The sequence below is a fragment of the Aeromonas veronii genome (genome assembly GCA_041319085.1).
Taxonomy (GTDB): domain Bacteria; phylum Pseudomonadota; class Gammaproteobacteria; order Enterobacterales; family Aeromonadaceae; genus Aeromonas; species Aeromonas veronii_F.
Window position 1 is genome coordinate 1,990,596 of record CP101033.1, and the last position, 24,353, is coordinate 2,014,948.

The 24,353-nt window shown below is 57.4% G+C and carries 23 protein-coding genes; 17 read left to right on the forward strand and 6 right to left on the reverse strand.

Translation table 11 applies throughout. From position 1 onward, the window contains the following. Positions 1-501: 501 nt before the first annotated feature. Positions 502-3,636 carry a ribonuclease E gene (gene rne, locus NMD14_09460; GenBank protein XEI34581.1) on the reverse strand — a complete coding sequence of 1,045 codons (3,135 nt, stop codon included), beginning with the start codon at positions 3,634-3,636 and terminating at the stop codon, positions 502-504. A 413-nt stretch (positions 3,637-4,049) separates the two neighbouring features. Here rne and rluC point away from each other — a divergent pair, with 413 nt between their 5' ends. Beyond that, positions 4,050-4,994 carry a 23S rRNA pseudouridine(955/2504/2580) synthase RluC gene (gene rluC, locus NMD14_09465; protein XEI34582.1) on the forward strand — a complete coding sequence of 315 codons (945 nt, stop codon included), beginning with the start codon at positions 4,050-4,052 and terminating at the stop codon, positions 4,992-4,994. Beyond that, on the forward strand, positions 4,994-5,641 hold the full coding sequence (locus NMD14_09470) for an HAD-IA family hydrolase (protein XEI34583.1): 648 nt from the start codon (positions 4,994-4,996) through the stop codon (positions 5,639-5,641). Before rluC ends, NMD14_09470 begins: the two co-directional genes overlap by 1 nt. Before the next feature lie 76 nt (positions 5,642-5,717). Here the strand turns inward: NMD14_09470 and NMD14_09475 are convergent, their stop codons facing one another. After that, complete coding sequence (locus NMD14_09475) at positions 5,718-6,299, reverse strand: Maf-like protein (GenBank protein XEI34584.1); 582 nt, start codon at positions 6,297-6,299, stop codon at positions 5,718-5,720. Positions 6,300-6,418: 119 nt separating this feature from the next. Here NMD14_09475 and yceD point away from each other — a divergent pair, with 119 nt between their 5' ends. The 15 genes from yceD to NMD14_09550 all read left to right on the forward strand — a co-directional run bounded on the left by yceD (position 6,419) and on the right by NMD14_09550 (position 18,600). Next, a complete protein-coding gene (gene yceD / locus NMD14_09480) occupies positions 6,419-6,940 on the forward strand; it encodes a 23S rRNA accumulation protein YceD (GenBank protein XEI34585.1) in 522 nt (173 codons plus the stop codon). A gap of 19 nt (positions 6,941-6,959) precedes the next feature. Beyond that, positions 6,960-7,127, forward strand: coding sequence for a 50S ribosomal protein L32 (gene rpmF, locus NMD14_09485; GenBank protein ID XEI34586.1), 168 nt, complete (start codon positions 6,960-6,962; stop codon positions 7,125-7,127). 9 nt (positions 7,128-7,136) lie between these two features. Continuing rightward, entirely contained in the window at positions 7,137-8,156 is a 1,020-nt protein-coding gene (gene plsX / locus NMD14_09490) for a phosphate acyltransferase PlsX (protein ID XEI34587.1), read from the forward strand. 7 nt (positions 8,157-8,163) lie between these two features. Beyond that, the gene (locus NMD14_09495; GenBank protein ID XEI34588.1) at positions 8,164-9,123 is read left to right on the forward strand and encodes a ketoacyl-ACP synthase III; all 960 of its coding nucleotides are present in this window, start codon (positions 8,164-8,166) and stop codon (positions 9,121-9,123) included. A gap of 71 nt (positions 9,124-9,194) precedes the next feature. Then, entirely contained in the window at positions 9,195-10,130 is a 936-nt protein-coding gene (gene fabD / locus NMD14_09500) for an ACP S-malonyltransferase (GenBank protein XEI34589.1), read from the forward strand. A 13-nt stretch (positions 10,131-10,143) separates the two neighbouring features. Continuing rightward, entirely contained in the window at positions 10,144-10,878 is a 735-nt protein-coding gene (gene fabG, locus NMD14_09505; protein XEI34590.1) for a 3-oxoacyl-ACP reductase FabG, read from the forward strand. Positions 10,879-11,036: 158 nt separating this feature from the next. Next, positions 11,037-11,273: an acyl carrier protein gene (acpP, locus tag NMD14_09510; GenBank protein XEI34591.1), complete on the forward strand. Its 237-nt coding sequence runs from the start codon at positions 11,037-11,039 to the stop codon at positions 11,271-11,273. Positions 11,274-11,355: 82 nt separating this feature from the next. Continuing rightward, positions 11,356-12,597, forward strand: coding sequence for a beta-ketoacyl-ACP synthase II (fabF, locus tag NMD14_09515; protein ID XEI34592.1), 1,242 nt, complete (start codon positions 11,356-11,358; stop codon positions 12,595-12,597). Between the two features lie 68 nt (positions 12,598-12,665). Next, entirely contained in the window at positions 12,666-13,472 is an 807-nt protein-coding gene (pabC, locus tag NMD14_09520) for an aminodeoxychorismate lyase (GenBank protein XEI34593.1), read from the forward strand. Beyond that, entirely contained in the window at positions 13,462-14,463 is a 1,002-nt protein-coding gene (gene mltG / locus NMD14_09525; protein XEI34594.1) for an endolytic transglycosylase MltG, read from the forward strand. Before pabC ends, mltG begins: the two co-directional genes overlap by 11 nt. Next, the gene (gene tmk / locus NMD14_09530; GenBank protein ID XEI34595.1) at positions 14,463-15,104 is read left to right on the forward strand and encodes a dTMP kinase; all 642 of its coding nucleotides are present in this window, start codon (positions 14,463-14,465) and stop codon (positions 15,102-15,104) included. The genes mltG and tmk overlap by 1 nt, the downstream gene beginning before the upstream one ends. Then, positions 15,089-16,036, forward strand: coding sequence for a DNA polymerase III subunit delta' (gene holB / locus NMD14_09535; GenBank protein XEI34596.1), 948 nt, complete (start codon positions 15,089-15,091; stop codon positions 16,034-16,036). Before tmk ends, holB begins: the two co-directional genes overlap by 16 nt. A 25-nt stretch (positions 16,037-16,061) precedes the next feature. Continuing rightward, a complete protein-coding gene (locus NMD14_09540) occupies positions 16,062-16,841 on the forward strand; it encodes a YchF/TatD family DNA exonuclease (GenBank protein ID XEI34597.1) in 780 nt (259 codons plus the stop codon). Positions 16,842-17,165: 324 nt separating this feature from the next. Next, a complete protein-coding gene (locus NMD14_09545) occupies positions 17,166-18,155 on the forward strand; it encodes a tyrosine-type recombinase/integrase (protein ID XEI34745.1) in 990 nt (329 codons plus the stop codon). 160 nt (positions 18,156-18,315) lie between these two features. Beyond that, positions 18,316-18,600, forward strand: a complete 285-nt coding sequence (locus NMD14_09550; protein XEI34598.1) for a hypothetical protein — start codon at positions 18,316-18,318, stop codon at positions 18,598-18,600. A gap of 229 nt (positions 18,601-18,829) precedes the next feature. On the opposite strand, the gene rsmF is transcribed toward NMD14_09550, so the two are convergent. The 4 genes from rsmF to NMD14_09570 all read right to left on the reverse strand — a co-directional run bounded on the left by rsmF (position 18,830) and on the right by NMD14_09570 (position 24,226). Then, a complete protein-coding gene (gene rsmF / locus NMD14_09555) occupies positions 18,830-20,260 on the reverse strand; it encodes a 16S rRNA (cytosine(1407)-C(5))-methyltransferase RsmF (GenBank protein XEI34599.1) in 1,431 nt (476 codons plus the stop codon). A 145-nt stretch (positions 20,261-20,405) separates the two neighbouring features. Further along, a complete protein-coding gene (locus tag NMD14_09560) occupies positions 20,406-22,958 on the reverse strand; it encodes an MlaD family protein (protein ID XEI34600.1) in 2,553 nt (850 codons plus the stop codon). Between the two features lie 55 nt (positions 22,959-23,013). Continuing rightward, entirely contained in the window at positions 23,014-23,616 is a 603-nt protein-coding gene (locus NMD14_09565) for a paraquat-inducible protein A (protein XEI34601.1), read from the reverse strand. Next, positions 23,600-24,226: a paraquat-inducible protein A gene (locus NMD14_09570; GenBank protein XEI34602.1), complete on the reverse strand. Its 627-nt coding sequence runs from the start codon at positions 24,224-24,226 to the stop codon at positions 23,600-23,602. Before NMD14_09570 ends, NMD14_09565 begins: the two co-directional genes overlap by 17 nt. Between the last annotated feature and the right edge of the window lie 127 nt (positions 24,227-24,353).

A 24,353-nucleotide genomic window follows, 5' to 3' on the forward strand; every position in this document is an offset into this window, starting at 1 on the left:
CCTGTTGATTGGTTTCGGATTTTTTTATGCGTGTCGAGCAGGCACTCAACTTTATTCACGCCAGTGCCTGATCAGAAGGGAACTCCGAACTATCCGATCCTGGCCTTGAGAAGGCTGTTTGCACTAAACGTTGGGCTTCACTTCGTTCATCACCAACCTACGATTTAGCAAATCGGGTCGATGAGCGACGCGTCATCGGCTGCTCTGCCAGCGCAGTGGCGATGGGGATAGTGCGAAGATGGATACCTGCAAAATGGTGGCAACCGGTTCTCGCGAACGTCTGATTACACTTCGCTAATCAGACCTGTGACCCAGTCGAGGGCAGACGATGCGGTAGTGGGATTTGAATCGAAGGAGGATGCAGACTGGTTTCTGACTGAGGTGTCGGCGCGCGTGCAACAGTTTGGCTGGCGGCTACACCCTCAGAACACCCGATTGTACGGGGTGAAAAAAAGCCACACCGGTTGGTGTGGCTTTTGCTAGAGGGTTAACCGGGGTCGCTTAGGGGCGACCAGCCGGGCAGGTGGCCACGTTGACGGCGGCAGTGCTGCCACCATGACGACCTGACGTGCTCACCTCGTTGCGTACCAGTGGCGGGTAGTTAACCGGCTCGCGGGCAGGCAGGGCAGGGGCTTCGGCAGGGGTTGCCATCGGGGCGGATGCCTTGCGGGCACGAGCCAGCAAGCCAGCACCGCGTGCTACCTGTTTGGTGACGACCGGCGTTTGTTCCACCACAACTGCAGGCACGGCAGCCGGGGTTTCGATGACCGCAGCAGGTGCTAGTGTTTCGACAACAGCGGCGACAGGTGCGGCTTCCACAACAGGAGCTGTTACGGCAGTTGCTTCTTCAACAACCGGAGCCGTTTCAACAACGTGTGCGGTTTCAACCACGGTGGTGGTGACCACTTCGGCAACCGGCGCAGCGACAACGGCTACTTCTGGCTCTGCGGCAACTACAACCTCAGCGACAGCTTCAACAACCGGGTTTGCGGCCACATCGGCTTGAGTTGCTTCAACTTGGGCAGTGGCCTGCTCGGCAGCTTCTTCAGCAACAGCTTCGACAACCACATGCTCGGTCAATGCCGCAGAGGCTTGCAGGGCGGCAGCGACTGCTTCAGCGCTCGGGATGGTGACAACAGGTACTATCGGCTCTTCAACCAGTGCTTTGGCAATATCTGCCTGGGCTGCTGTGGTCAGAGTGGTGGTATCTTGCTGTTCTTCGTCACGTTGGCTGCGGGCATCTTCGTTGATGCGCTTGCGGCGTTGGCCTTCGATACGTTGGCTGCGCGGAGTGCGGCGTGAACGGCGCTGGCCTTCACTCTGCTCTTCCTGCTCGTTACCCACGGTGGTATCGATCTCCTCAGCTTGCACTGCTGCATCGTCAACCGGCAGGGCAGGGGTGTCAGCAGCGGCGACATCGACGCGGATCTGCTTGCGCAGTTGACGACGTTCGCGGCGCTCGGCCACTTTTTGCTCTTTCTCCTGACGCGGCTCGATGGCGACTGCATCAACGGCGTCTACCGCTTCAACAACGACCTCGGCGCGCGGCTCACGAGGAGCTCGCGGTTCACGGGCTGGACGTGGCGCACGCTCTTGACGAGGTTCGCGTGGCTCGCGCTCCTGACGGGGTTCACGTTCCATGCGCTGTTCGCTGCGCACTTCGCCACGGGTCTCGCTACGGGCTTCACGCTCCTGACGCGGCTCGCGCTCTTTGCGGGGACGACGATTGCGGTTTTCACCGGCTTCGCGGTTGCCACCTTCACGCTTCTCTCCAGCTTCCGCGGTGTTGCGGTTGTTGCGGTTGTCGTCACGACGAGGACGCTGACCACGGCCACGGACATCATCACGCTGGTGTCGATGGCCCTCCTCTTTGCGAGCTTCACGCACGACCGGTTTCTCGACGGGCGCTTTCACTTCGGCAGGGGCTGTATCGCTGCTGAACAGGCCGGTAATGCCTTTGATCAGCTTGCTGAAGAAGCCCGCCTCTGCAGGGGCCGCAGCAACGGGCGCCGCCGGTTGTTGCGGTGCAACAGGGGCCGGTTGTGCCGGTTGGGCAAAGCCTTGCAACAGCGGTTGCTCACGTTCGATCACCTGAGCCTGCTTCGGTTGGTAGACCGGCTTGGCAATTTCGGTTTTCAGCTCGTAGCTGGCCGCTTCCGGGATCTCGTTCTGACGAATGCGGGTCACTTCGTAGTGCGGGGTTTCCAGATGCTGGTTCGGAATGATGTAAACACGCACATCATTGCGCTGTTCCAGACTGGCGATGGCGGCACGCTTCTCGTTAAGCAGATAGGCGGCAACATCCACCGGCACCTGGCCGTGAACCTGCTCGGTGTTGTCCTTCATGGCCTCTTCTTCGATGAGGCGCAGGATGGACAGGGCGAGGGATTCGTTGTCACGGATCACGCCCTGACCCTGGCAACGAGGGCAGATATGGCTGCTGGACTCGTTGAGAGAGGGACGCAGACGCTGGCGAGACATCTCCAGCAGACCGAAACGGGAGATCCGGCCCAGTTGGATGCGGGCCCTGTCCTGATGAACCGCTTCACGCAGACGGTTTTCCACTTCGCGCTGATGGCGAACCGGCGTCATGTCGATGAAGTCGATAACGATCAGGCCACCCAAGTCGCGCAGGCGCAATTGACGGGCAATTTCGTCCGCCGCTTCCAGGTTGGTTTGCAGCGCTGTCTCTTCGATATCGCCGCCCTTGGTGGCGCGGGAGGAGTTGATATCGATGGAGGTCAGGGCTTCGGTCGGATCGATAACGATACTGCCGCCGGAGGGGAGGCGCACTTCACGCTGGAAGGCGGACTCGATCTGGCTCTCAATCTGAAAGTGGTTGAACAGGGCAACTTCACCCTTGTACAGCTTCACACGGTTGAGGAAATCAGGGCGTACCAGCTCGATATGGGCCTTGGCGCGTTCGAAAATCACCGGATTGTCGATCAGGATCTCGCCCACATCGCGACGCAGATAGTCACGGATAGCACGCACGATCACGTTGCTTTCCTGGTGGATCAGCACCGGCGCAGCGCGCTCCTGGGAGGCCTTGTGGATGGAGTCCCAGTGATTGAGCAGAACGTTCAGGTCCCACTCCAACTCTTCCGGAGACTTGCCCACACCGGCGGTACGCACGATCAGGCCCATGCCTTCCGGCACGGTCAATCCGCTCAGGGCTTCTTTCAGTTCGGTCCGCTCATCACCCTCGATGCGGCGGGAGATACCACCGGCACGGGGGTTGTTGGGCATCAGCACCAGGTAGCTACCTGCCAGGCTGATAAAGGTGGTGAGGGCTGCACCCTTGGTGCCACGCTCTTCCTTGTCGATCTGGACGATGACTTCCTGACCTTCACGGACCACTTCTTTGATGTTGGGACGACCCTGATAGGAGTAACCGGAGGGGAAGTAATTGCGGGCGATCTCCTTCAACGGCAGGAAACCGTGGCGCTCGGCGCCGTAGTCAACAAAAGCAGCTTCAAGGCTGGGTTCTACGCGGGTGATCTTACCCTTGTAAATGTTCGCTTTCTTCTGCTCGTGTCCCGGACTTTCAATATCCAAATCGTAGAGCTGTTGTCCGTCAACCAGCGCTACGCGCAACTCCTCTTCTTGAGTTGCGTTGATAAGCATTCTTTTCATTGAGTTCTCATTATTGTGTCATTTTGATTTCCTCCATCTGGGTCCTGCCGGCGCCGGCCTCGGGTCTTCAGCATACTGGGGCAACCTCCCGGTTGGGGTATGCATGAGGCGCAAACTAAGGGCGCTCTGGTCATCACTTCTCGAGAAGGAATGAATAAGGATGCCGAAATGGAGACAAATAAACGGTGATGTTTGTGTTCTCCATGCGTTGTACCTCGCACCCGGGAACCGTCATGTTCTTGTAGACACGGTGTTTCGGGATTGGGTGGCATACTTTTTGGCCACTTAGTACAAGGCTTGAACACAATGACAAAACCTTGTTTATTATCCCATTTAAACCTCTTTTATAGCAAGGCGCCATTTTTCAACAAACCATGCAGCCAAGGGGCGCTGGCAGTGTTAAAATCCGCGCCATGACACAGATACAACAACAAGTGCAGCTGCTCACCATCGAAGCTGAGCATGACGGGCAGCGCATCGACAATTTTCTCAAGACTCAGCTAAAGGGCGTCCCCAAGAGCCTGATCTATCGCATCCTTCGCAAAGGTGAAGTGCGGGTAAACAAAAAGCGCATCAAACCGGAGTACAAACTCTGCGCGGGTGACGAGGTGCGGGTACCTCCCGTTCGCGTTGCCGAGAAGAATGAGCTGCCGTCGGCCAACCTCGGTGTTATCCAGCGTCTGGAGAGTCAGATCCTGTTCGAAGACGATGCCATGATCGTGCTGAACAAGCCCTCCGGCATGGCCGTGCACGGTGGCAGCGGTTTGAGCTTTGGCGTTATCGAAGGACTGCGCGCCCTGCGTCCGGAAGCCCGCTTTCTCGAACTGGTGCATCGGCTCGATCGCGACACCTCCGGCGTGCTGCTGGTTGCCAAAAAACGCAGCGCCCTGCGCAGCCTGCATGAGCAGTTGCGCGTCAAGACCATGCGCAAGCAATATCTGGCGCTGGTACGTGGCAAGTGGCAGGCCCACGTCAAGGTGGTCAACGCTCCGCTGCGAAAGAACGATCTGCAATCCGGTGAACGGGTGGTGCGGGTCAGCGCCGATGGCAAGCCCTCCGAAACCCGGTTCCGCATTGTGCGTCAATTTGCCGAAGCGACCCTGGTCGAGTGCAGCCCCATCACCGGCCGTACCCACCAGATCCGCGTGCATACCCTGCATGCCGGTCACCCGATCGCCTGTGACGATAAGTACGGTGAAGCAGCGTTTGACGAGAAAATGCGCAGCCAAGGACTGAAACGACTCTTTTTGCATGCTTGGAAGCTCAGCTTCACTCATCCGGCCGATGGTCGTGAGATGCAGGTAGAAGCCCCCCTTGCCCCTGAGCTTGACGGTTTCCTGGAAAAGCTGGCGCACTAATGCAAGATATCCGGCTCGCCATTTTCGATTGGGACGGTACCCTGATGGATTCGGTGGGCCGGATTGTTGCGTGTGTGGCGCACGCGGCTCGTGACTGTGCTGAGCCCGTGCCCACCGCAGTCGAGACGCACCAGATCATCGGTCTCAGCCTGGAGGTTGGCATCCCCCGGCTGTTTGCCCTGACGCCGGGCGACGAACGTGCCCTTGCCCTGATTGCCAGCTATCGCCACCATTACGTGCATGACAGCACTCCCAGCCCGTTATTTGCCGGGGTGAGGGAGCTGCTACAGCATTGGCATGAACAAGGCATTGTCCTGGCAATCGCCACCGGCAAGTCCCGCCGTGGCCTCGACCGGGTACTGGATGATAGCGGTCTGCGGCCGTTGTTTTCCGCCACGCGTGGGGCGGACGAGGCCAACTCCAAGCCCGATCCCCTTATGCTGACGCAAATTCTGAATGAGCTGGGCATTGCCCCGCACCAGGCGGTGATGATCGGTGATTCCATCCACGACATGGCTATGGCCGAGGCACTGGCTATGCCGCGGATCGGGGTGAGCTGGGGCGTGCACGATCGTGCACGCTTGCTGGCTCACCATCCGCTGGCGGTGGTCGATACCATGGCTGAGCTCCAGCGGTTGCTGGGTTAGCCTTGAGATATGGCGGATGAAAAATGAAAACCGGGAGCCTTGGCTCCCGTTTTTCATGGCAGGCATATAGCTCCCCTCAAGGCAGGGCGATACCATGGCGATCCAGTAGCTCGATCAGACCGATCAGTGGCAGACCGATCAAGGCGTTAGGATCGCGCCCCTCCAGCCCCCTGAACAGCACGATCCCCATACCTTCACATTTGAAGCTGCCCGCACAATCGAGGGGCAATTCTGCCTCTACATAGCGGCGAATGGCGGCTTCATCGAGATTGCGAAAATGAACGGTGAAAGGTTCCACTAGCTGATGAGCCTCACCGGTTGCGGCATTCATCACGCACAGGCCGGTGTAGAAGGTGACGCTGCGACCCTGGGCTGCCATTAGCTGGGCGATGGCATTGCCGATAGTGCCCGGTTTGCCGAGGATGCGACCATCGCAGACACACACCTGATCAGAGCCGATGATCAAGCCGTGATCACGATGTTGGGCGATAGCATCAGCCTTGGCGCGGGCCAGTCTGGCCACCAGCGCGTCGGCGGATTCGCCAGCCAGCGGGCGCTCATCCACCTCGGGCGAGGCACATTCAAAGGGGAGGCCAAGCTTCTCCAGCAGGGCTTTGCGATAGCGAGAAGTTGAGGCGAGGATCAGATTCTGTGGCATAATCGAGATACCGATGAAAGCAGGTACCGGCATTCTAGGGACTTGTGACGTTAAAATCATCGGCGGTAAGGACTTTTTCCTTTGACTATCAGTTGTTGGACCTATATTATTCGCGCCCTATGCAAAAGGTGAAGTTGCCCGTTAAGGTTGATCCAGTCCGTAGTGCCTTGAAGCTGCTCGATTACATCGGGATAGTGGAAAAGTCGCAGATGCCCAGGCTGGAGGAATCAACCGCTGGCTTGCAGAGTGATATCGAGGTATCACTGCACTTTGGCAAAGATGTCCAGAAGTTGACCGTTATGAAAGGCACTGCCCATGCCAAGGTTGACCTGGTTTGCCAACGTTGCGGAGAGACATTCGAACACCTCTGTGAAGCTGAATTTATCTACACTCCGCTGTTCGAAAGAACAAACGAGGAAGAGCTGCCGGAAGCTTATGAGCCCATTGAGTTGGACGAAAACGGCGAGATAGATCTTCATCAAATCCTGGAGGATGAACTCATCCTCTCGTTGCCTCAAGTCGCAATGCATCCGATGGATGCCTGCCCGAGAGGGAACATGGATATGACCTGGGGTGAAATCGAACCTGCTGATGAGCGGCCGAATCCCTTTGCAGTTCTTGAAGAGCTTAAACGTAAGTGAATTTAGGAGTTAGCCTACAATGGCCGTACAACAGAACCGTAAAACCCGTGCCAAGCGTGGCATGCGTCGTTCCCACGATGCGCTGACCACCGCTGCCCTGACTGTTGATCAGACCAGTGGCGAAATTCATCGTCGTCACCACGTGACTGCCGATGGTTTCTACCGCGGTAAAAAGGTAATCGCTTAAGGATTGCCTTTGTCTACGCAAACTGTCGCGCTAGACATCATGGGGGGAGATATTGGCCCCTCGGAAACAGTGCCTGCCGCCGTGCAGGCACTGTCTCTTTTACCCCAGCTAAAACTGATCCTGGTCGGCGACCAGCACCAGACCTCTTCTCTGCTGCAGCAACATGGCTTGCTGAATCATCCCCGCGTTCGTTTCGTACATGCATCCCAGGTGGTTGGCATGGGTGATAAACCGATCGTGGCGTTGCGTACTCTGAAAGACTCCTCCATGCGGGTGGTACTCAATCTGGTGAAAACCGGTGAGGCCGATGCCTGCGTCAGTGCCGGCAATACCGGCGCGCTGATGGCGATGGCCAAGTGCGTGCTCAAATCCCTGCCAGGGGTAGACAGACCCGCCCTCATCAAAGCGTTACCGACATTGAGCGGCAAACGCACCGTGATGCTGGATCTCGGAGCCAACGTCAGTTGCGATGCCGATACCTTGCTGCAGTTTGCAGTGATGGGCTCCGTCGTGGCCGAAAAGGTCGAAGGCATTGCATCGCCGCGGATCGCCTTGCTCAACATCGGCGAGGAGGAGATCAAGGGCAATTATCTGGTGCGCCACAGCGCCGAATTGTTGCGCCAGTGCCGCGCGATCAACTACGTTGGTTTCATCGAAGGGGATCGCATCTTCAGCGGCGACAGCGATGTGATTGTCTGCGACGGCTTTGTCGGCAATGTGGCCCTCAAAACGGCGGAAGGGGTGGTGCGGATGATGGCCCAGCTGGCCGGATATCCCCGCAAGAAACGCAGTTTTCTTGGCCGGATCGCCGGATTTATGTTCAAACGACGCTTTTCTTACCTGAACCCCGACCAGTATAACGGCGCAAGTCTGTTAGGATTGCGCGGCATTGTGGTAAAAAGTCATGGGCGGGCCGAACGGCCTGCCCTGTGTAATGCGATCCTGCTGGCCGCACAAGAGGCCAAACATCAACTTCCACTGCAAATAGCAGATCGCCTTGAAGCTGTCTTCTCTGACAGGGATCTATAAGAACTCTATGCATAGCAAAATTCTGGGTACTGGCAGCTACCTGCCGAGTTCAGTGCGTACCAACGCCGATCTTGAGCAGATGGTTGAGACCAGTGATGAGTGGATCGTGGAACGCACCGGTATCCGTGAGCGCCGTATTGCCGGTGCTGATGAGACCGTTGCCACCCTCTCTTACCAGGCCGCCCTGCGAGCCCTGGATGCAGCCGGTCTGACCGCTGCCGATCTCGATATGATAGTGCTGGCCACCACCAGTGCTGAAAATGCCTTCCCGGCTGCTGCCTGCGAGCTGCAAGGGTTGCTCGGCGTACCGGGCATTCCTGCCTTTGATGTGGCGGCGGCCTGCGCCGGTTTCACCTATGCGCTCTCCATTGCCGATCAGTTCGTCAAATCCGGCGCCGCTCGCCACGTGCTGGTTGTCGGAGCCGATGTGCTCTCCCGTATGTGCGATCCGCAAGATCGCGGCACCATCATTATTTTTGGTGATGGGGCAGGGGCTGTGATTGTCGGTGCCAGCGAGACACCGGGCATCCTCTCTACCCATCTCCATGCCGATGGCCGTTATGGCGAGCTGCTCAAGCTACCCCACCCCCGTCGTGGCATGCCAGGGGCCGAGCTCGAAGCCTACATGTATATGAAGGGCAACGATGTTTTCAAGGTAGCGGTCACCCGGCTGAGCGAGATCGTAACCGAAACGCTAGCTGCGGCTGGCATCGAACCGAGCGAGCTGGACTGGCTGGTGCCTCATCAAGCCAACTTCCGCATCATCAGTGCCACTGCCAAGAAGCTTGGCATGAGCCTCGACAAGGTGGTGCTGACCCTCGACAAGCATGGCAATACCTCTGCCGCTTCTGTTCCGGTCGCCTTCGATGAAGGGGTACGGGATGGCCGGATCAAACCGGGTCAGCTGGTACTGCTGGAAGCCTTTGGCGGCGGTTTTGCCTGGGGTTCGGCGCTGGTTCGCCTCTGATCTTCGGCGGGATGGTGTCATCATCATCCCGTCACCGATTTCATTTTTGTCTTATCTAAAAGGAATCAATGATGACCCAATTTGCCATTGCCTTCCCGGGACAAGGTTCCCAGTCTGTTGGCATGCTGGCCGAGCTGGCCGAACAACATGCCGTGATCACGGAGACCTTCGCCGAGGCGAGCCAGGTGCTGGGTTATGACCTGTTTGCCCTGGTGATGGATGGTCCGGTTGAAGATCTGAACAAAACCTGGCGCACCCAGCCGGCGCTGCTGACGGCCTCTGTCGCCCTGTGGCGTCTGTGGCAGCAGCAGGGTGGGGCAACGCCAGCCGTGATGGCGGGCCACAGCCTGGGTGAGTACTCAGCGCTGGTATGCAGCGGTGCCCTCGATTTTGCCGATGCGGTCAAACTGGTTGAGCTGCGTGGTCTGGCCATGCAGGAAGCGGTACCGGAAGGCACTGGCGCCATGGCAGCGATCATCGGTCTGGACAATGAATCCATCGCTGCCAACTGCGAAAAAGCGGCAGAAGGGCAGGTGGTCTCTCCGGTCAACTTCAACTCCCCGGGCCAGGTGGTTATCGCTGGTCACAAAGAGGCCGTTGAGCGTGCCAACGTGCTGATGAAAGAGTCGGGCGCCAAGCGTGCACTGCCGCTGCCGGTCTCCGTACCGTCCCACTGCGCCCTGATGAAACCTGCCGCAGAAAAACTGGCAGCTGCGCTGGACGGGATCGAGATCAAGGTTCCAACCATCGCGGTCATCAATAATGTCGACGTATCCTGTGAACAGGATCCGGCCGCCATCAAGCAAGCGCTGGTACGTCAGCTGTTCAGCCCGGTTCGTTGGACCGAGACTGTCGAGCGGATGGCCAATGAGGGCGTAACCCTCGAGATCGAGATGGGACCGGGCAAAGTGTTGACCGGGCTCGCCAAGCGCATCGACAAGCGCGTGGAAGGTATTCACGCCAACGATGCCGCCTCTTTTGAGCAGGCGCTGGCCCAGATCAAGTAAACAGGAGCAAGTGATGAGCTTTACCGATAAGGTTGTGTTGGTGACCGGTGCCAGTCGTGGCATCGGCCGTGCGATTGCCGAAACATTTGCGGCCCGTGGCGCGAAAGTGGTTGGCACGGCGACCAGCGAAAGCGGTGCCGAGGCGATCAGCGCCTATCTGGGCGACCATGGTTGCGGCATGGCGCTGAACGTGACCAGCCAGGAATCCATCGAAGCCGTCTTCGCCGCCATCAAGGCGCGCTTTGGCGACATCGACATCCTGATCAACAACGCAGGGATAACCCGTGACAACCTGTTGATGCGGATGAAAGATGACGAGTGGAACGAGATCATCGATACCAATCTGACCTCGCTCTACCGTCTGAGCAAACCGGTGTTGCGTGCCATGATGAAGAAACGTCACGGTCGCATCATCAGCATTGGTTCCGTGGTAGGCACCATGGGCAATGCGGGTCAGGTCAACTATGCTGCCGCCAAGGCGGGTCTGGTTGGTTTTACCAAATCGTTGGCGCGGGAAGTGGCATCCCGTGGTATCACAGTGAACGCGGTTGCCCCCGGTTTCATCGAAACCGACATGACCCGTGCCCTGAATGACGATCAACGTGCTGGCATCATGAGTCAGGTGCCTGCCGCCCGTTTGGGTGATCCAAAAGAAATTGCCGCAGCTGTGGTATTCTTGGCTTCTGATGACGCAGCCTATATCACCGGCGAAACCCTGCATGTTAATGGCGGGATGTACATGGTGTAATCAATTTGTCGTGAGATCTGTTCAAATTTGCGATAGTACGCCGAAGTTTGGCACATTTCGTGGTTTGACCAGCGGCAAGCTACTTGCAAACTCACGTCAATTGAATAAACTACCCAAACCAGACGCAAATAGCGTATTTTTAAAGGAAAATTCAGGTCATGAGCAACATCGAAGAACGCGTAAAGAAAATCATCATCGAACAACTGGGTGTTAAAGAGGAAGACGTTAAGAACGCTGCCTCCTTCGTCGACGACCTGGGCGCTGACTCTTTGGATACCGTTGAACTGGTAATGGCGCTGGAAGAAGAATTCGATACCGAAATTCCTGATGAAGAAGCCGAGAAGATCACCACTGTTCAAGCGGCTATCGACTACATCACCGCTAATCAGGAATAAGTTCCTGTTCTGAAAGAAGCGGCCCAAGGGCCGCTTCTTTTGTATTTGTTCCCTTTCAAAACACCTCTCGGAGACTACCTCAGTGTCAAAACGCAGAGTCGTGGTGACCGGCTTGGGGATGCTTTCCCCGGTGGGTAACACTGCCGAATCCAGCTGGCAAGCACTGCTCAACGGGCAGAGCGGCATTTCCCTTATCGAACACTTTGATGCCAGCGAGTTTGCAACCCGCTTCGCAGGTCTGGTCAAGGATTTCGATCCCGAGCAATATGGTATCAACCGTAAAGATGCTCGCAAGATGGACCTCTTCATTCAATACGGCATCGCGGCCGGTATGCAGGCGCTGGATGATTCCGGCCTGACCATCAATGAAGAGAATGCCGAGCGTGTCGGCGTGGCGATTGGCTCCGGTATCGGCGGTCTGGGTCTGATTGAACAGAACCACGATAGCCTCGTTAACGGCGGCCCGCGCAAGATCAGCCCCTTCTTCGTACCCTCAACCATCATTAATATGGTGTCCGGTCATCTCTCCATCATGAAAGGTCTGCAAGGGCCGAACATTGCCGTGACCACCGCTTGTACCACAGGTACCCATGCCATCGGTATGGCGGGTCGGATGATCGCTTACGGTGATGCGGACGTAATGGTGGCCGGCGGCACTGAAAAAGCCTCCACCGCGATGGGGATGGGTGGCTTCGCAGCAGCCAAGGCACTCTCCAACCGCAACGACGAGCCGCAAAAAGCGAGCCGTCCGTGGGATAAGGATCGCGACGGTTTTGTGCTGGGTGACGGTGCCGGTGTACTGGTACTGGAAGAGTACGAACATGCCAAGGCCCGTGGCGCCAAGATCTACGCCGAGCTGGTCGGTTTTGGCATGAGCGGCGATGCCTACCACATGACTGCGCCTCCTGCTGATGGCAACGGTGGCGCTCGCGCCATGAAAAATGCCATCAAGGATGCCGGCATTGCCCCCGAGCAGATTGGTTACATCAACGCCCACGGCACCTCCACCCCGCTGGGTGACGTGGCTGAACTGCGTGGCATGAAGTCGGTGTTTGGCGAGCACGCCAAATCCCTGATGATCAGCTCCACCAAGTCCATGACCGGTCACCTGCTGGGGGCAGCCGGTGCCATCGAGGCGATCATCACAGTGTTGGCTCTGCGCGATCAGGTGGCTCCGCCCACCATCAACCTGGACAACCCGGATGAAGAGTGCGATCTGGATCTGGTGCCCCATGTGGCCAAGCCAGGCAGCTTCGAGTATGCCCTTTCCAACTCGTTTGGTTTTGGCGGCACCAATGGCTCACTGATCTTCAAACGCGTATAATTTGCCGCAGGGCAAAGACACAGGCCCGATACTGCCGGTATCGGGCCTTTTTTATCGGAGGGATCCCTTTGCTTATCAATGGCATGAAGCTTGATACCATCTCGGCCCATGATCGAGGGCTGGCCTATGGAGACGGTCATTTCACCACCATGGCGGTCAGGGATGGTCACGTGTTGCAGTGGCCTGCCCACCTGGCACGGCTGCAGCAGGCCAACAAGCGGCTTGGATTGGCTGAACTGGACTGGCACCTCTTGACCCAAGAGGTTGAAGAGATGGTGGCCAACCAGCCACAATGCGTGGCCAAGGTGATCCTGACCCGCGGCCAGGGGGGGCGGGGCTATGATGGCAGCGGATGTCAGCACACAACCCGGATTGTCACTCTGGCGCCATTTCCCACTCACTATGGCCAGTGGCAACAGGAGGGGATCGAGATGGTGGTGTGCCGCCAGCGGATCGGTGATGCCCCCATGCTGGCTGGGCTTAAAACATTGAATCGTCTGGAGCAAGTGTTGCTGAAAAGCGAACTTGTCAGCCGCGATGCAGTCGAAGGAGTAGTGCTTAACAGCCGTGGTTTTCTGATTGAAGGGGTCAGTGCCAATCTGTTTTGGCGTCGGGGCAAGACGGTGTTTACGCCAGATCTCGCCCGCGGTGGTGTTGATGGCATCATGCGCCGCCAGGTGATGGCGATGCTGAAACAGATGAGTATTGAGTTGCGTGTGGTAGAGGCTCCGCTGGAGTCACTATGGCAGGCGGAAGAGGTGTGGCTCACCAATACCCTGATGGGGGTGGTGCCGGTCAATGGCATCGAGGATATCCACTATCCCGCAGCGGTATTGAGTCGCCGTTTACAGGAGCGTTTGGTCATTGAAGTTTAATCGGCTTTACACCCTGCTCGCGGGGGCGGCACTGACTGTGGCCGTCGCTGGGGGCTATGTACATTACAAATGGCAACAGGTGGAGACGCTCACCAACAAGGGGCCAACTCGCCTCTTTACGGTGGAGAAAGGTGCCCATGCGGCGCGCCTGATCACCGAACTGGGGGAGGGTGAAACCAGCCCGTGGGCGGTGCGACTCTGGCTGCGCGGCCATCCCGAACTGGTGGCCATTAAATCGGGCACCTACGAAATCAAGGAAGGGGCCCCCCTCAAGGAGACCCTCTCCCTGTTCGCATCGGGCAAGGAGTTTCACTTTAGCCTCACCTTCGTCGAAGGCTCCCGTTTCGAGGATTGGCAGAAACAACTCGCCAGCGCCCCATATCTTGAGCGGTTGACCGTCGAGCAATCCGAAGCCGACTTGGCACAGGAGCTCGGCATCGAGAATGGCAAGCTGGAGGGGTGGTTCCTGCCCGAAACCTATGCCTATACCACCCATGCCAGCGATCTTTCGATCTTGCGCCGCGCCCATCAGGATATGGAGACCTTCCTGCAGCAGAGTTGGGAGAAACGTCAGGCCAACTTGCCTTACAAAACGCCCTATGAGGCGCTGATCATGGCCTCCATCATCGAGAAGGAGACCGGCCAGCCGGACGAGCGGGCACAGATCGCATCGGTGTTTGTCAATCGTCTGCGTCTGGGCATGAAGTTGCAGACTGATCCCACCGTCATTTACGGGGTGAAGGATCGCTACGATGGCAACATTCGCCGCAGCGATCTGACCGACAAGAACCCCTACAACACCTATGTGATTGACGGTCTGCCGCCCACGCCTATCGCCATGCCGGGCAAGGCCTCCATCGAAGCTGCGCTCAACCCCAAATCGACCGACTATCTCTACTTTGTCGCTAAGGGGGGCGGAGCCCACTATTTCTCCAAGACCCTCGATGAACACAATCGGGCGGTTCGCGAATACATATTGAAGAAACCCTAATGTCTAAATTTATTGTGATCGAAGGATTGGAAGGGGCAGGGAAGAGTTCGGCCGTGCGTTATGTGACCGATTATCTAAAGCGTCACAGCATCGACCGGATTGAGTGCACCCGCGAGCCGGGTGGTACGCCGCTTGCCGAGCGGATGCGGGCCATCGTCAAAGAGGTGCACGATGAGCGCCTCACCATAGAAGCCGAACTGCTGCTGATGTATGCCTCTCGGGTACAACTGGTGGAGACTCGCATCAAGCCCGCGCTGGCCGATGGTGTCTGGGTGGTGGGGGATCGCCACGATCTCTCCTCCCAGGCCTATCAGGGCGGTGGTCGCGGTATCGATGCCCAGCTCATCGGAGCCATCAAGCAGGCGGTACTCGGCAACTTCAAGCCGGATCTCACCCTTTATCTCGATATCGATCCCGCCCTTGGCTTGCAGCGCGCTCGCCATCGCGGCGAGCTGGATCGCATCGAACTGGAGCAACTGAGCTTCTTCGAGCGTACCCGAGCGCGTTATCTCGAACTGGCCGCCAAGGATGATTCCATTGTGGTGATCGATGCGGCGCAAACGCCGGATCAGGTCAAAATGGCCATCGAGTGTGCATTGGATCACTATCTGTCGAACGAGCCGCTATGTATCCCTGGCTGATCCCCGACTGGCATGCCCTGAGCCAGACTGCCCAGTCCGGTCGTCTCGGTCACGCCTGGTTGTTGCTCGGCGATCCCGGTCTTGGCAAGGAGCAACTGGCCGAGCGGTTGGCGCGTTTGCACCTTTGCCAGCACCCCGATCGCGGAGAACACTGCGGTCATTGCCACTCCTGCCAGCTGTTTGACAAGGGTAACCACCCGGATCTCGGCACCATCGCTCGCGACAGCAAGACCATTGGGGTGGAAGCTATTCGCGAGATCTGCACCCGGCTGCAGGGCTCTGCCCAGCTCGGCCGCGGCAAGGTAGTGATCATTCCTGATGCAGAGCGGATGACCGAATCGGCGGCAAATGCCCTGCTGAAAACCCTGGAAGAGCCGGCCGGCGACAGCTTGCTGTTGCTGATTGCCTCCCAGGTTTCCCGGCTGCTTCCCACCATTCTCAGTCGTTGTCACAAACATGTCTGTCAGTTGCCTGCGGAAGGAGAGACGGTACGTTGGTTGGCCGAGCAGGGTCATCAGGCCACCCTGGCTCAGGTGCGGATCTGTCAGGGCGCCCCGCTGCGGGTACTCGACTATATTGAGCAGCAACAGGACGGTACTCGCCGCGAACTGCTGGAACAGTTTGTCGCCCTGAGTCAAAGTCCGGTCAAGGCGACGGCTCTGTGCAGCCAGCTGGGTCAGGAGACGCAGGTCAGGTTGCACTGGTTGCAGCTCTTCTTGTGCGATGCCCTGAAAACCCAGGCCGGATGTGGTCACCATCAGTTGGCGATGCCGGATCTGGCTATTTTGAGTCAGCGGCTGGCGGAGCAGTACTCCAGCGAAAAACTGCTCGAAGCCGAGCAGCAGTTGGTTGCCCTCAAGGCCGCTTGCCAGCCGGGGCAGCTCTCCAATCCCACCATCCATTTGATGAACTGGCTCAGTCGCTGGTTATAAGTACCGACAAGCAGAAAGGTTTTATATGTTACTCGTTGATTCCCACTGTCATCTCGATCGCCTCAGCTATGGCAGCAAGCAGGCCAGCATGGCTGATGTACTGGCCAAGGCCGCGAAACTGGACGTGGGATATTTTCTCTGTGTCAGTGTGACTCAGGCACAGTTCCCGACCATGCTCGAGGCGATCGCCCCGTATCCCCAGGTGTTTGCCTCTTGCGGGGTACACCCGCTCAATCAGGAACCCGGGGTTGATGCAGCCTTGTTGCTGACCCAGGCGGCAGATGAGAGAGTGATCGCCATCGGCGAGACCGGTCTCGACTACTTCTACTCCCCCGAGAACAAAGAGGTGCAGCAAGCCTCTTTCCGCGAACATATCCGGGTTGCCCGCGCGCTTAACAAACCGCTGATCATCCACACTCGCGATGCCCAGCAAGATACCTTGCATATCATGCGTGAAGAGGGTGCGGATCAGGTTGGCGGTGTACTGCACTGCTTCACCGAGTCTCTCGAGATGGCGCAAGCTGCGATGGCGATGGGCTTCTATATCTCCATCTCTGGGATCGCCACCTTCAAAAATGCGTCTGCACTGCAAGCCGTGGTCAAGGCTCTGCCCCTCGACAGATTGCTGGTCGAGACCGACTCGCCCTATCTTGCTCCCGTTCCGCATCGGGGGAGGGAGAATGAACCTGCCTTTGTGCGTGATGTTGCCCAGTTTATTGCCGACCTGCGCCAGATCCCGCTTAGCGAATTGGCAGCAGCGACCAGCCGGAATTTCTTTGAACTGTTCAAACTGGCGAAAAAATAACACAGAAGCCCCGTTGTTCGGGGCTTTTTATATTTCAAAGACTAAACTGATTACCCACCTGAATATCAACATCGCGCCACGTTATCTCTCACGCACCCAACAAATTTAACTCGTTCATCCATACAAAACAGGGTCGAATAATACTCCTATGTTTCGTTTGTTCACCGTGGCCAAAGAGTATTAAAACACCATGCTATAAGTATCGATAATATTCATTATCGATAGTTGATGTGTATGAAGGATCCTGTAAGATCCTCTCAAACTTCATATGAATCATAGTGTTCCGTGGCATATCCATCCTTATCCAATACGGCTCATCAGTCACTGCAGACTGTTTTCGATGCGCAGCTAAATAGTCGGGCACGACGCTTTTTACGCAGCGCAAAAGCGGATTCCACCCTCAATGCTTATCAGGCGGATACCCGTATTTTTGTCTTTTGGTGCCAATTACACGGGCTGGATCCGCTGCAAACGACCCATCACGACATCATGAATTTTCTCGCTGATCAGGCTGACGGCGTATTGGCCGACTGGGTATGGCTGGATAAAGAGGAGGGGAAGGGAGATCTACGTAACGGTGAACCTCGAAAACCGGCAACCCTGGTGAGACGTCTGGCGGGGATCCGCTATGCCTTCAAGCAGAAAGGGATTCACCCCATGCCCACCGAACATCCCGAAATCAAGGAGATGATGCGCGGTATTGTCAGGTTGGGGGATAACCGCAAGCGCAAAACCGGTGCCCTGACGCTACAGCCATTGGCCCAGGTGCTGGGTGGCATTGACACCCGTGATCTGGCCGGTTTGCGCGATCACACCCTGCTACTGCTGATGTTCAGTGGCGCCTTGCGCCGCTCGGAAGCGGCCCGAATTGAGGTAAGCGATCTCGATTTTGTGGGGCAGGGGATCCGTCTTCGCCTCAAACCGAGCAAACATCAGCTGCATGAAACCGAGATAGCCCTGATCCCGGGCAAGCACCACTGTCCAGTGTCTGCACTGCAAAACTGGCTGTGCAAAAGCCGGATCAGCGAGGGGCCGCTGTTTCGGCGCATGAACCGCTGGGGGCAACTGATGGCCGAACCACTCGGTCCCCAGGGCATTAACCTGATGATCAAGCGGCGAACTGGTCAAGCCATCGACGATCTCTACGTCAGTGGCCACAGCCTGCGTCGCGGATTTATCACCTCGGCGGTGACTGCCGGCAAGCCGATGAACAAGATCATTGAAGTCACTCGCCACAAGGATATGCGGACCCTGCAAGAGTACTTCGATGACGCCCATAAATTCTCCGATCATGCTCTCGACGGCTTGCTTTAACATGACTGCGTTACTTAATTTTTTATGTTAAATGATATCTTGTTGATCTGATGATATATTTGCCGTGCAGCCAACAGCCCAAGGTGGAAGGGCATCTTCCAATGAATAAGGGTATGCAGTAAGAGATAACAAATCTAAAAATGTAACATCGCAAGGATATATGAGCCAAGAAATGACAGTGCGTGAAGAGCAAGAGGCGGCCCCCCAAAACAATGCCGAGCGGCAGCGCCAGCATGTAAAACGCAAACAGGAGACCCATACCCGACTGCAATGCTGGATCAGCAATCGCCACGCCGAGCGACTGGCCGCTCTGGGTATCCATCTCGAAGACAGTCAGGCATCACTCATCGAGCAGGCGATCGACTTGCTCTATCAACATGAGTTGGGCAGGGAACCCCTTTTTGAAAACAGAGTGGCCACGCAGGTCGAAGAGGCTGTTGAATAGAGCCTAGCGTGAAGTAACAACGATACGTGAAGAGATAAAAAAAAAAGCCAGGTACTAATTCCTTGTACCTGGCATAGGGGAATTGGCTCCTTGCAGAGCCGTGCGCTAACTGGTGTTCGGATAGCCTTAAGCTTAGACAATGCTCAAGGCTTTTCAAGATCCGCAGAAAAGTTCAACCAGAGTGTGGGTATTTCAGACTCGTTCAAGTGCTAATGCACCGAACAACCCACTATGTATTGAACAGATTGTTATCACGCACCAGCTCGCGGGGGAGGGCATTCTTGACCCGGCTGCCAACCCATTTCCCCATTCCCAGGGTATGCCCCTGATAGCGGACGATCACCTCGCCAGCGCCAGCATCCTGCTCTGGCCAGACGTCCCGCCCCATCATAAATTCCCGTGCGTTAGCGCTATCCAGTTCGACCACGCCCTTGCTCGCTTTATCGCCGTAGGCCAGCGCCCACTCATGGGTAAGGCGATAGCCTTTCTTGAAGGTTTCGGCCAACTTGATACCAATGCGATCGAAACGCAACTTGCCCTGCACCCGCTCAAACAGCTGGGGGAAGAGCCAGATCTCGTCATTGCGGCCAAACAGTTGACCCAGCGGTGCCACTCCGAAGTTGGCTTCAATCTCGCGCAACATGGGTTCAGCCTCTTTGGTTGGAAGCGGCGCAAAAGGGAATTTACCCAGCTTGCCAGGCTTGAACATGGTGTTGGGTACGGAGTGATGCTTGCGCAATCTGGCGACGAAAAAGCCTTCACTGTCGAAGATCTGGGGCCAAACGTGCAGGTATCCTTCGGATGTACAGGCCAGCTCAGCATGGGGGAACAGGTCTGCCAACGAATCAAAACTCAAGGCATCGCCAAACTTGTCCAGCAGGGATTGGCAGACCGCCTGGTTCTCCTGCTCACTCAAGGTACAGGTGGAGTAGACCAGTACGCCACCCGGTTTCAAGGCATGGAAGGCGCTCTCCAGCAACCCTTGTTGCACCGCCGCAATCTCGTCGATGCTCTCGATGCTCCAGTTGCGCAAGGCATCTTCATCCTTGCGCACCGTCCCTTCGCCGGAGCAGGGGGCATCGAGCAGGATGGCGTCGAAGGTCTCCGGCAACCACTGGCCAAACACCTTGGCATCAAAATGGGTCATGCCCACATTGGTCACACCGCAGCGCTGAATATTGGCGCTCAGCACTTTCAACCGGCTGCTGGAAAACTCGTTGGCAACCAGCATCCCCTGATTGTTCATCAAGGCAGCGATCTGGGTGGTCTTGGATCCGGGGGCTGCCGCCGCATCCAGCAACATGCCGTCCGCTTTGATCTTGTCGCTGGCAAAGAGTGCTGTCACCGGCAGCATGGAGCTCGCTTCCTGAATGTAGAAGAGCCCGCTCAAATGCTCGGCGGTGTTGCCAAGTGGGACGGTTTCATCGCTACGGGTCAACCAGAAGCCGGTGTCACACCAAGGCACCGGGTCGAGCTGCCAGCCCAGTGGCTCCATCAGCGCGAGGAAGTCGGAGACGGCGATCTTCAAGGTATTGACCCGAATGCTGCGGCGCAGGGGACGTCGACAACTGGCCACAAACTCATCCATCGAGAGATGGGTCGGCATGATGGCCGCAATGTGGCGTAAAAAGTAATCGGGAAGGAAGGTGTTGTCGTGCACTGTGCCGTCTCGTTGACCGAAAAGAGGGGCGATATCCTACCACAAGGCTAGGAATATTCTGAATCTGAACACATTCAACAGGCTCCGGAATATAAAAAAGCCCGGCGCGAGGCCGGGCTTGGAGCAGATGCACGAGGGGAAGGGGTCAGGGCTGGATGCGCGGGCTCCACTCCTGCCACTCTTTCTCGGCTTTGCCGTAAAGTGGATAGCTGTGGCCCGCCTTGACGGTTGGCCCCATCTCTTTCTCCGGGGTATTGAAGGCGATGCCGCCAGCCAGAAGGCTCTGCACCGTCTCCACTTCGATGGTGCCACCGGTCAGGCCGATATCCGCCTTGACCCCGGAAACATTCCAGAAGCGCGAGTTGGCCCGCACCAGATGGGCATACTCCTGATCCACGTTGACGTCGATCACCACCTCGCTGCCATCCCGAGCCAGCGCCACCTTGGTAACGCTGCCCACCACCATCTTGCGAAACAGCAGCGGGCTGCCGACGCTCAGGCCATTGACAGAAGGGCTCTTGAGGGTCAGGGCCAGACCCACTGGGTCGACCTGGCTTAAAGGGAAGCGATCTTTTCCTGCCCCCTTGCCGGGGAGCGCCTCCACAAACGCTCCCTTGATCAGGGTGTCAAGGTGCGCAACACCGCCGAGTCCCAGCTTGGCTTGCACCAGGGTAAAGCGGGCACCGGATTGCAGGAAACGCTCGGCGTAGTAGCCATCGAGTTCCGCCTTGAAGATCACCTGACCCAGTGACGGTTCCAGCTCGATCTCTTCAATTTTGCCGATATCGACACCGCGATAGCGGATCGGGCTGCCAATCCCGAGCCCCGGATTGCTCTCTGCCACCAGTGACAGCTGGCGGACCTTGGCCTTGGCCTGCTCCTTGGAGTCGAACAGTTGATGACTGCTGCGGCCATTGGCCAACCGATCGAACTCGATGGCGCCGCGCAGCAGGGTACCGAGGTTACCCACCTTGACCTGCACTCCATCGACTCGCACCTTGGTGTCGATGGCCGGTTTTTTCCAGAACTGGGGTTGTTGGGCGAGGAGGGGAGCATAGACCCCATCAATCTCGAGTTCGATCTCGACCCCCTCTTTGGCGGCGCGCAGCTGTTTGACCTTGCCCGCTTCCAATCCCAGATAGAGCACAGGCGAGCCAATGCCGATGCCATCGGCTTGTTCTGCCTTGAGCAACCAGCGCTGGGGTTTGGCATCACGGGTACCTAGCAGTGCCAGCTCCTGACTCGGGTAGAGACGGTTAATCCGCTCGCCACTGCTGGCTTGCACCAGTTTGATCCCGCCACCCAACCAGGCACTGGCCGGACTGGTTTCTACCTTGATGCCGCTCAGGTCGGCATCGATCTGCAGCGGTGCGGCGCGATAGAAGCGGGCACGGTTGAGCAGATGGCCATAGTTCGGCGCCATCACCAGCTCAACGCTGGCATTGCCGCGCGCATCCAGGGTGAGCAGGCTGATGCGGCCCACCTGTAATCCCTTGTACCAGACCGGTGCATCCTGATTGAGCCCGGCCAGATCGTCAGCCTGCAGCATCACCTTGGTGCCATTCTGGGGCGCGCGATCGGTCAGAGTCATCTTCTGTACCGGTTTGCCCGCCACATAGTCGAGGCGAATGGCAGGGCCGGAGAGCAGGCGATCTGCATGCTGCACGCCGGTCGCGGAGAGGGAGACGCTCTCCCACACCAGTTGACTCTTGTCGGTAATGCGATAAGCCTGCTCCGGATTGATCAGCGCCGTGACCACGCGGCCTTGGTCGGTGAGTTGAATGGGGTCGACTCGACCTATCTCGATCCCTTCATAGAGGATGGGCATCCCCTCTTTAACCGGAAGATCGCCAGCCGCAATGTCGATACGTGCACCGCGCGCCGCTTCTGCCAGCCCTTTATAGAGGACGAAAGTCTGTCCCTTCTCCGGCTCCGGTGAATCTTTTGGTGAGTCAAAGGCAATGCCGCCGCTCAGGATGGAAGTGAGGCTGCCAGCCTCCACGCTCACCCCGGCCAGACTGAAGGAGCCCTTGATGCCGCTGATGTTCCAGAAGCGGGTATCGGCTTTGACCAGATGTTCGAAACGCGGCTCGATCACCAGATCCAGAATGACGTTCTGGTTGTCCTGGCCAAGGCGGGTATTGATCACGCTACCCACCTCGATGCCGCGGAAATAGAGCTTGGCGCCAATCCCCACCGAACCCAGCGAATCGGCGGTCAGGTGCAGCATGCGACCCTGCGCCTGATAGCCGGGGGGCGGGCCCTCCAGTGCATCGAAGGTCTCCTCCAGCGGATTGCTTTCACGCCCCGGTTGCAGGTTGATGTAATTGCCGGAGACCAGGGTATCGAGGCCGGAGATCTCGGTGAGCGACGCCTTGGGGCTGACCAGCCAGAAGTCGGATCCCTTGCGGATCAGCGGTCTGGCACGGCTGTCAATCTTGGCCAGTACCGCAATCTTGCGGCCATCTTCAGCCAGCTCTAGCTCCTGTACCACGCCGATGGCCACCCCCTGATAACGAACCTGAGTTTTACCCGGCAAGATGCCGTTGCCTTGAGCGAAATTGATCTGGATAAGCTGGCCACGGCTCAATACCTGTTGATAGAGAAAGCCACCTGCCAGCAGCAGGGCTATCAGGGGTAACAGCCAGACCGGCGATAACCAGCGACGCTTTTCAATGACGGGTTCAGCCCCGATCATACCGACTCCTTATTGGCTGGATTAAACAGCACATCAAACAAAAACAGGGAAATAATCAACGAGCCGCCTTGTCCCACAGTAAACGGGTATCGAGCATACGGGCCGACATCATGGTCAGCACCACCACCCCGGCAAAGGCGGTGGCCCCCGGGCCTGCGCGGACACTCAGCAAGACACCCCGATCGACCAGCGCCACCATTAGCGAAATCACGAACAAGTCCAGCATCGACCAGCGACCGATAAAATCGATCACCCGATACATCACCAGCTGGCGCTTGCGCCGCACCGGTTTGGCCCGCTGCAACTGCCAGCAGATCCAGCTCAGCCCCAATATTTTGCCCACCGGCACCAGTATGCTGGCGGTGAGGACGATAGTGGCAATCCCGCCCATTTTGCTGCGATAGAGCATCATGATACCGCTGAAGATGGTATCTGACTGCAGCAACCCCTTGTTGTAGAAGTGGGTAATGGGCAGCAAGTTGGCTGGCAGCAACATGAAGGTTGCGAGCGCCAGCAGGCCCCACGACCAAGCAAGGGAGCGAGGAATACGCACCTGCAGCTTGCTGCTGCACCGGGGGCAGACCGAACCGGCTTGATAGCGCACCAGCAGACCGCAGGTATGACAACGGCAGAGCCCCATCTCACGGGCGCTGGTCATGTTCCGGCTCCTTTAACGGGATCCGCGCCCAGTAGGGGGCGGGGTCAAACAGGATCAGCAGGGTCATGTTGAGCAACATCAGAATGCCGAGGCTAAGCAAGCCGCCACCGAGGTGCACGTCGGCGATATCGATCAATTTGAACAGGGCAACCAGCAGGCTGACGATATAGACCTCCAGCATGGCCCAATGGCGAAACACCTCGACCAGCTTCAAGGTGGAGGCAAGAATGTGCCAGCGTTTGGCCAGACCCGAGGCCAGCGCAAAGATCCCCGCCAATAACCCTATCGGCGCCAGCACGGCGCACCAGAGCACCAAGGAGGCAACCCAGAGCTCCCCCTCACTAAACAGCACGAAAATCCCGTGCAGCAAGTTGGCATCCGAGTTGACCCCCGCCAGCCGCAGATAGATCAGCGGCTCAAAAAACGCGGAGGGCAGCAACAGAAAACCTGTGATGGTCAAGGCCATCAGCTGGGAGGGACGAAAGGCATAGCGGCCATAGAGATGCTGATGACAACGTGGGCAGTGGGCATGGCGACGCAGCGGCAGTGCTTTGCGCTGGATCAGCAAGTCGCACGCCGGACAGACAATCACGGAACTGGGCTCCATCATACAATTCAACCTGTTGAAGGAATTGGTGAAATTTACCCTAAAACCGGTTTCCTGTCTTGCCTGCGGCCGGAATGTTACGAAAGTATGATTGACGTTAACGTAAACGTGATATTAGATAGCCAGACTA

What these genes read in the sequence shown, in the direction of transcription:
- rne (XEI34581.1), bottom strand. Translation starts at nt 3,636, where the DNA reads ATGAAAAGAATGCTTATCAACGCAACTCAAGAAGAGGAGTTGCGCGTA.
- yceD (XEI34585.1), top strand. Translation starts at nt 6,419, where the DNA reads ATGCAAAAGGTGAAGTTGCCCGTTAAGGTTGATCCAGTCCGTAGTGCC.
- NMD14_09470 (XEI34583.1), top strand. Translation starts at nt 4,994, where the DNA reads ATGCAAGATATCCGGCTCGCCATTTTCGATTGGGACGGTACCCTGATG.
- tmk (XEI34595.1), top strand. Translation starts at nt 14,463, where the DNA reads ATGTCTAAATTTATTGTGATCGAAGGATTGGAAGGGGCAGGGAAGAGT.
- NMD14_09570 (XEI34602.1), bottom strand. Translation starts at nt 24,226, where the DNA reads ATGATGGAGCCCAGTTCCGTGATTGTCTGTCCGGCGTGCGACTTGCTG.
- rpmF (XEI34586.1), top strand. Translation starts at nt 6,960, where the DNA reads ATGGCCGTACAACAGAACCGTAAAACCCGTGCCAAGCGTGGCATGCGT.
- NMD14_09495 (XEI34588.1), top strand. Translation starts at nt 8,164, where the DNA reads ATGCATAGCAAAATTCTGGGTACTGGCAGCTACCTGCCGAGTTCAGTG.
- NMD14_09550 (XEI34598.1), top strand. Translation starts at nt 18,316, where the DNA reads ATGAGCCAAGAAATGACAGTGCGTGAAGAGCAAGAGGCGGCCCCCCAA.
- NMD14_09540 (XEI34597.1), top strand. Translation starts at nt 16,062, where the DNA reads ATGTTACTCGTTGATTCCCACTGTCATCTCGATCGCCTCAGCTATGGC.
- rluC (XEI34582.1), top strand. Translation starts at nt 4,050, where the DNA reads ATGACACAGATACAACAACAAGTGCAGCTGCTCACCATCGAAGCTGAG.
- NMD14_09560 (XEI34600.1), bottom strand. Translation starts at nt 22,958, where the DNA reads ATGATCGGGGCTGAACCCGTCATTGAAAAGCGTCGCTGGTTATCGCCG.
- fabD (XEI34589.1), top strand. Translation starts at nt 9,195, where the DNA reads ATGACCCAATTTGCCATTGCCTTCCCGGGACAAGGTTCCCAGTCTGTT.
- holB (XEI34596.1), top strand. Translation starts at nt 15,089, where the DNA reads ATGTATCCCTGGCTGATCCCCGACTGGCATGCCCTGAGCCAGACTGCC.
- acpP (XEI34591.1), top strand. Translation starts at nt 11,037, where the DNA reads ATGAGCAACATCGAAGAACGCGTAAAGAAAATCATCATCGAACAACTG.
- NMD14_09565 (XEI34601.1), bottom strand. Translation starts at nt 23,616, where the DNA reads ATGACCAGCGCCCGTGAGATGGGGCTCTGCCGTTGTCATACCTGCGGT.
- fabG (XEI34590.1), top strand. Translation starts at nt 10,144, where the DNA reads ATGAGCTTTACCGATAAGGTTGTGTTGGTGACCGGTGCCAGTCGTGGC.
- NMD14_09475 (XEI34584.1), bottom strand. Translation starts at nt 6,299, where the DNA reads ATGCCACAGAATCTGATCCTCGCCTCAACTTCTCGCTATCGCAAAGCC.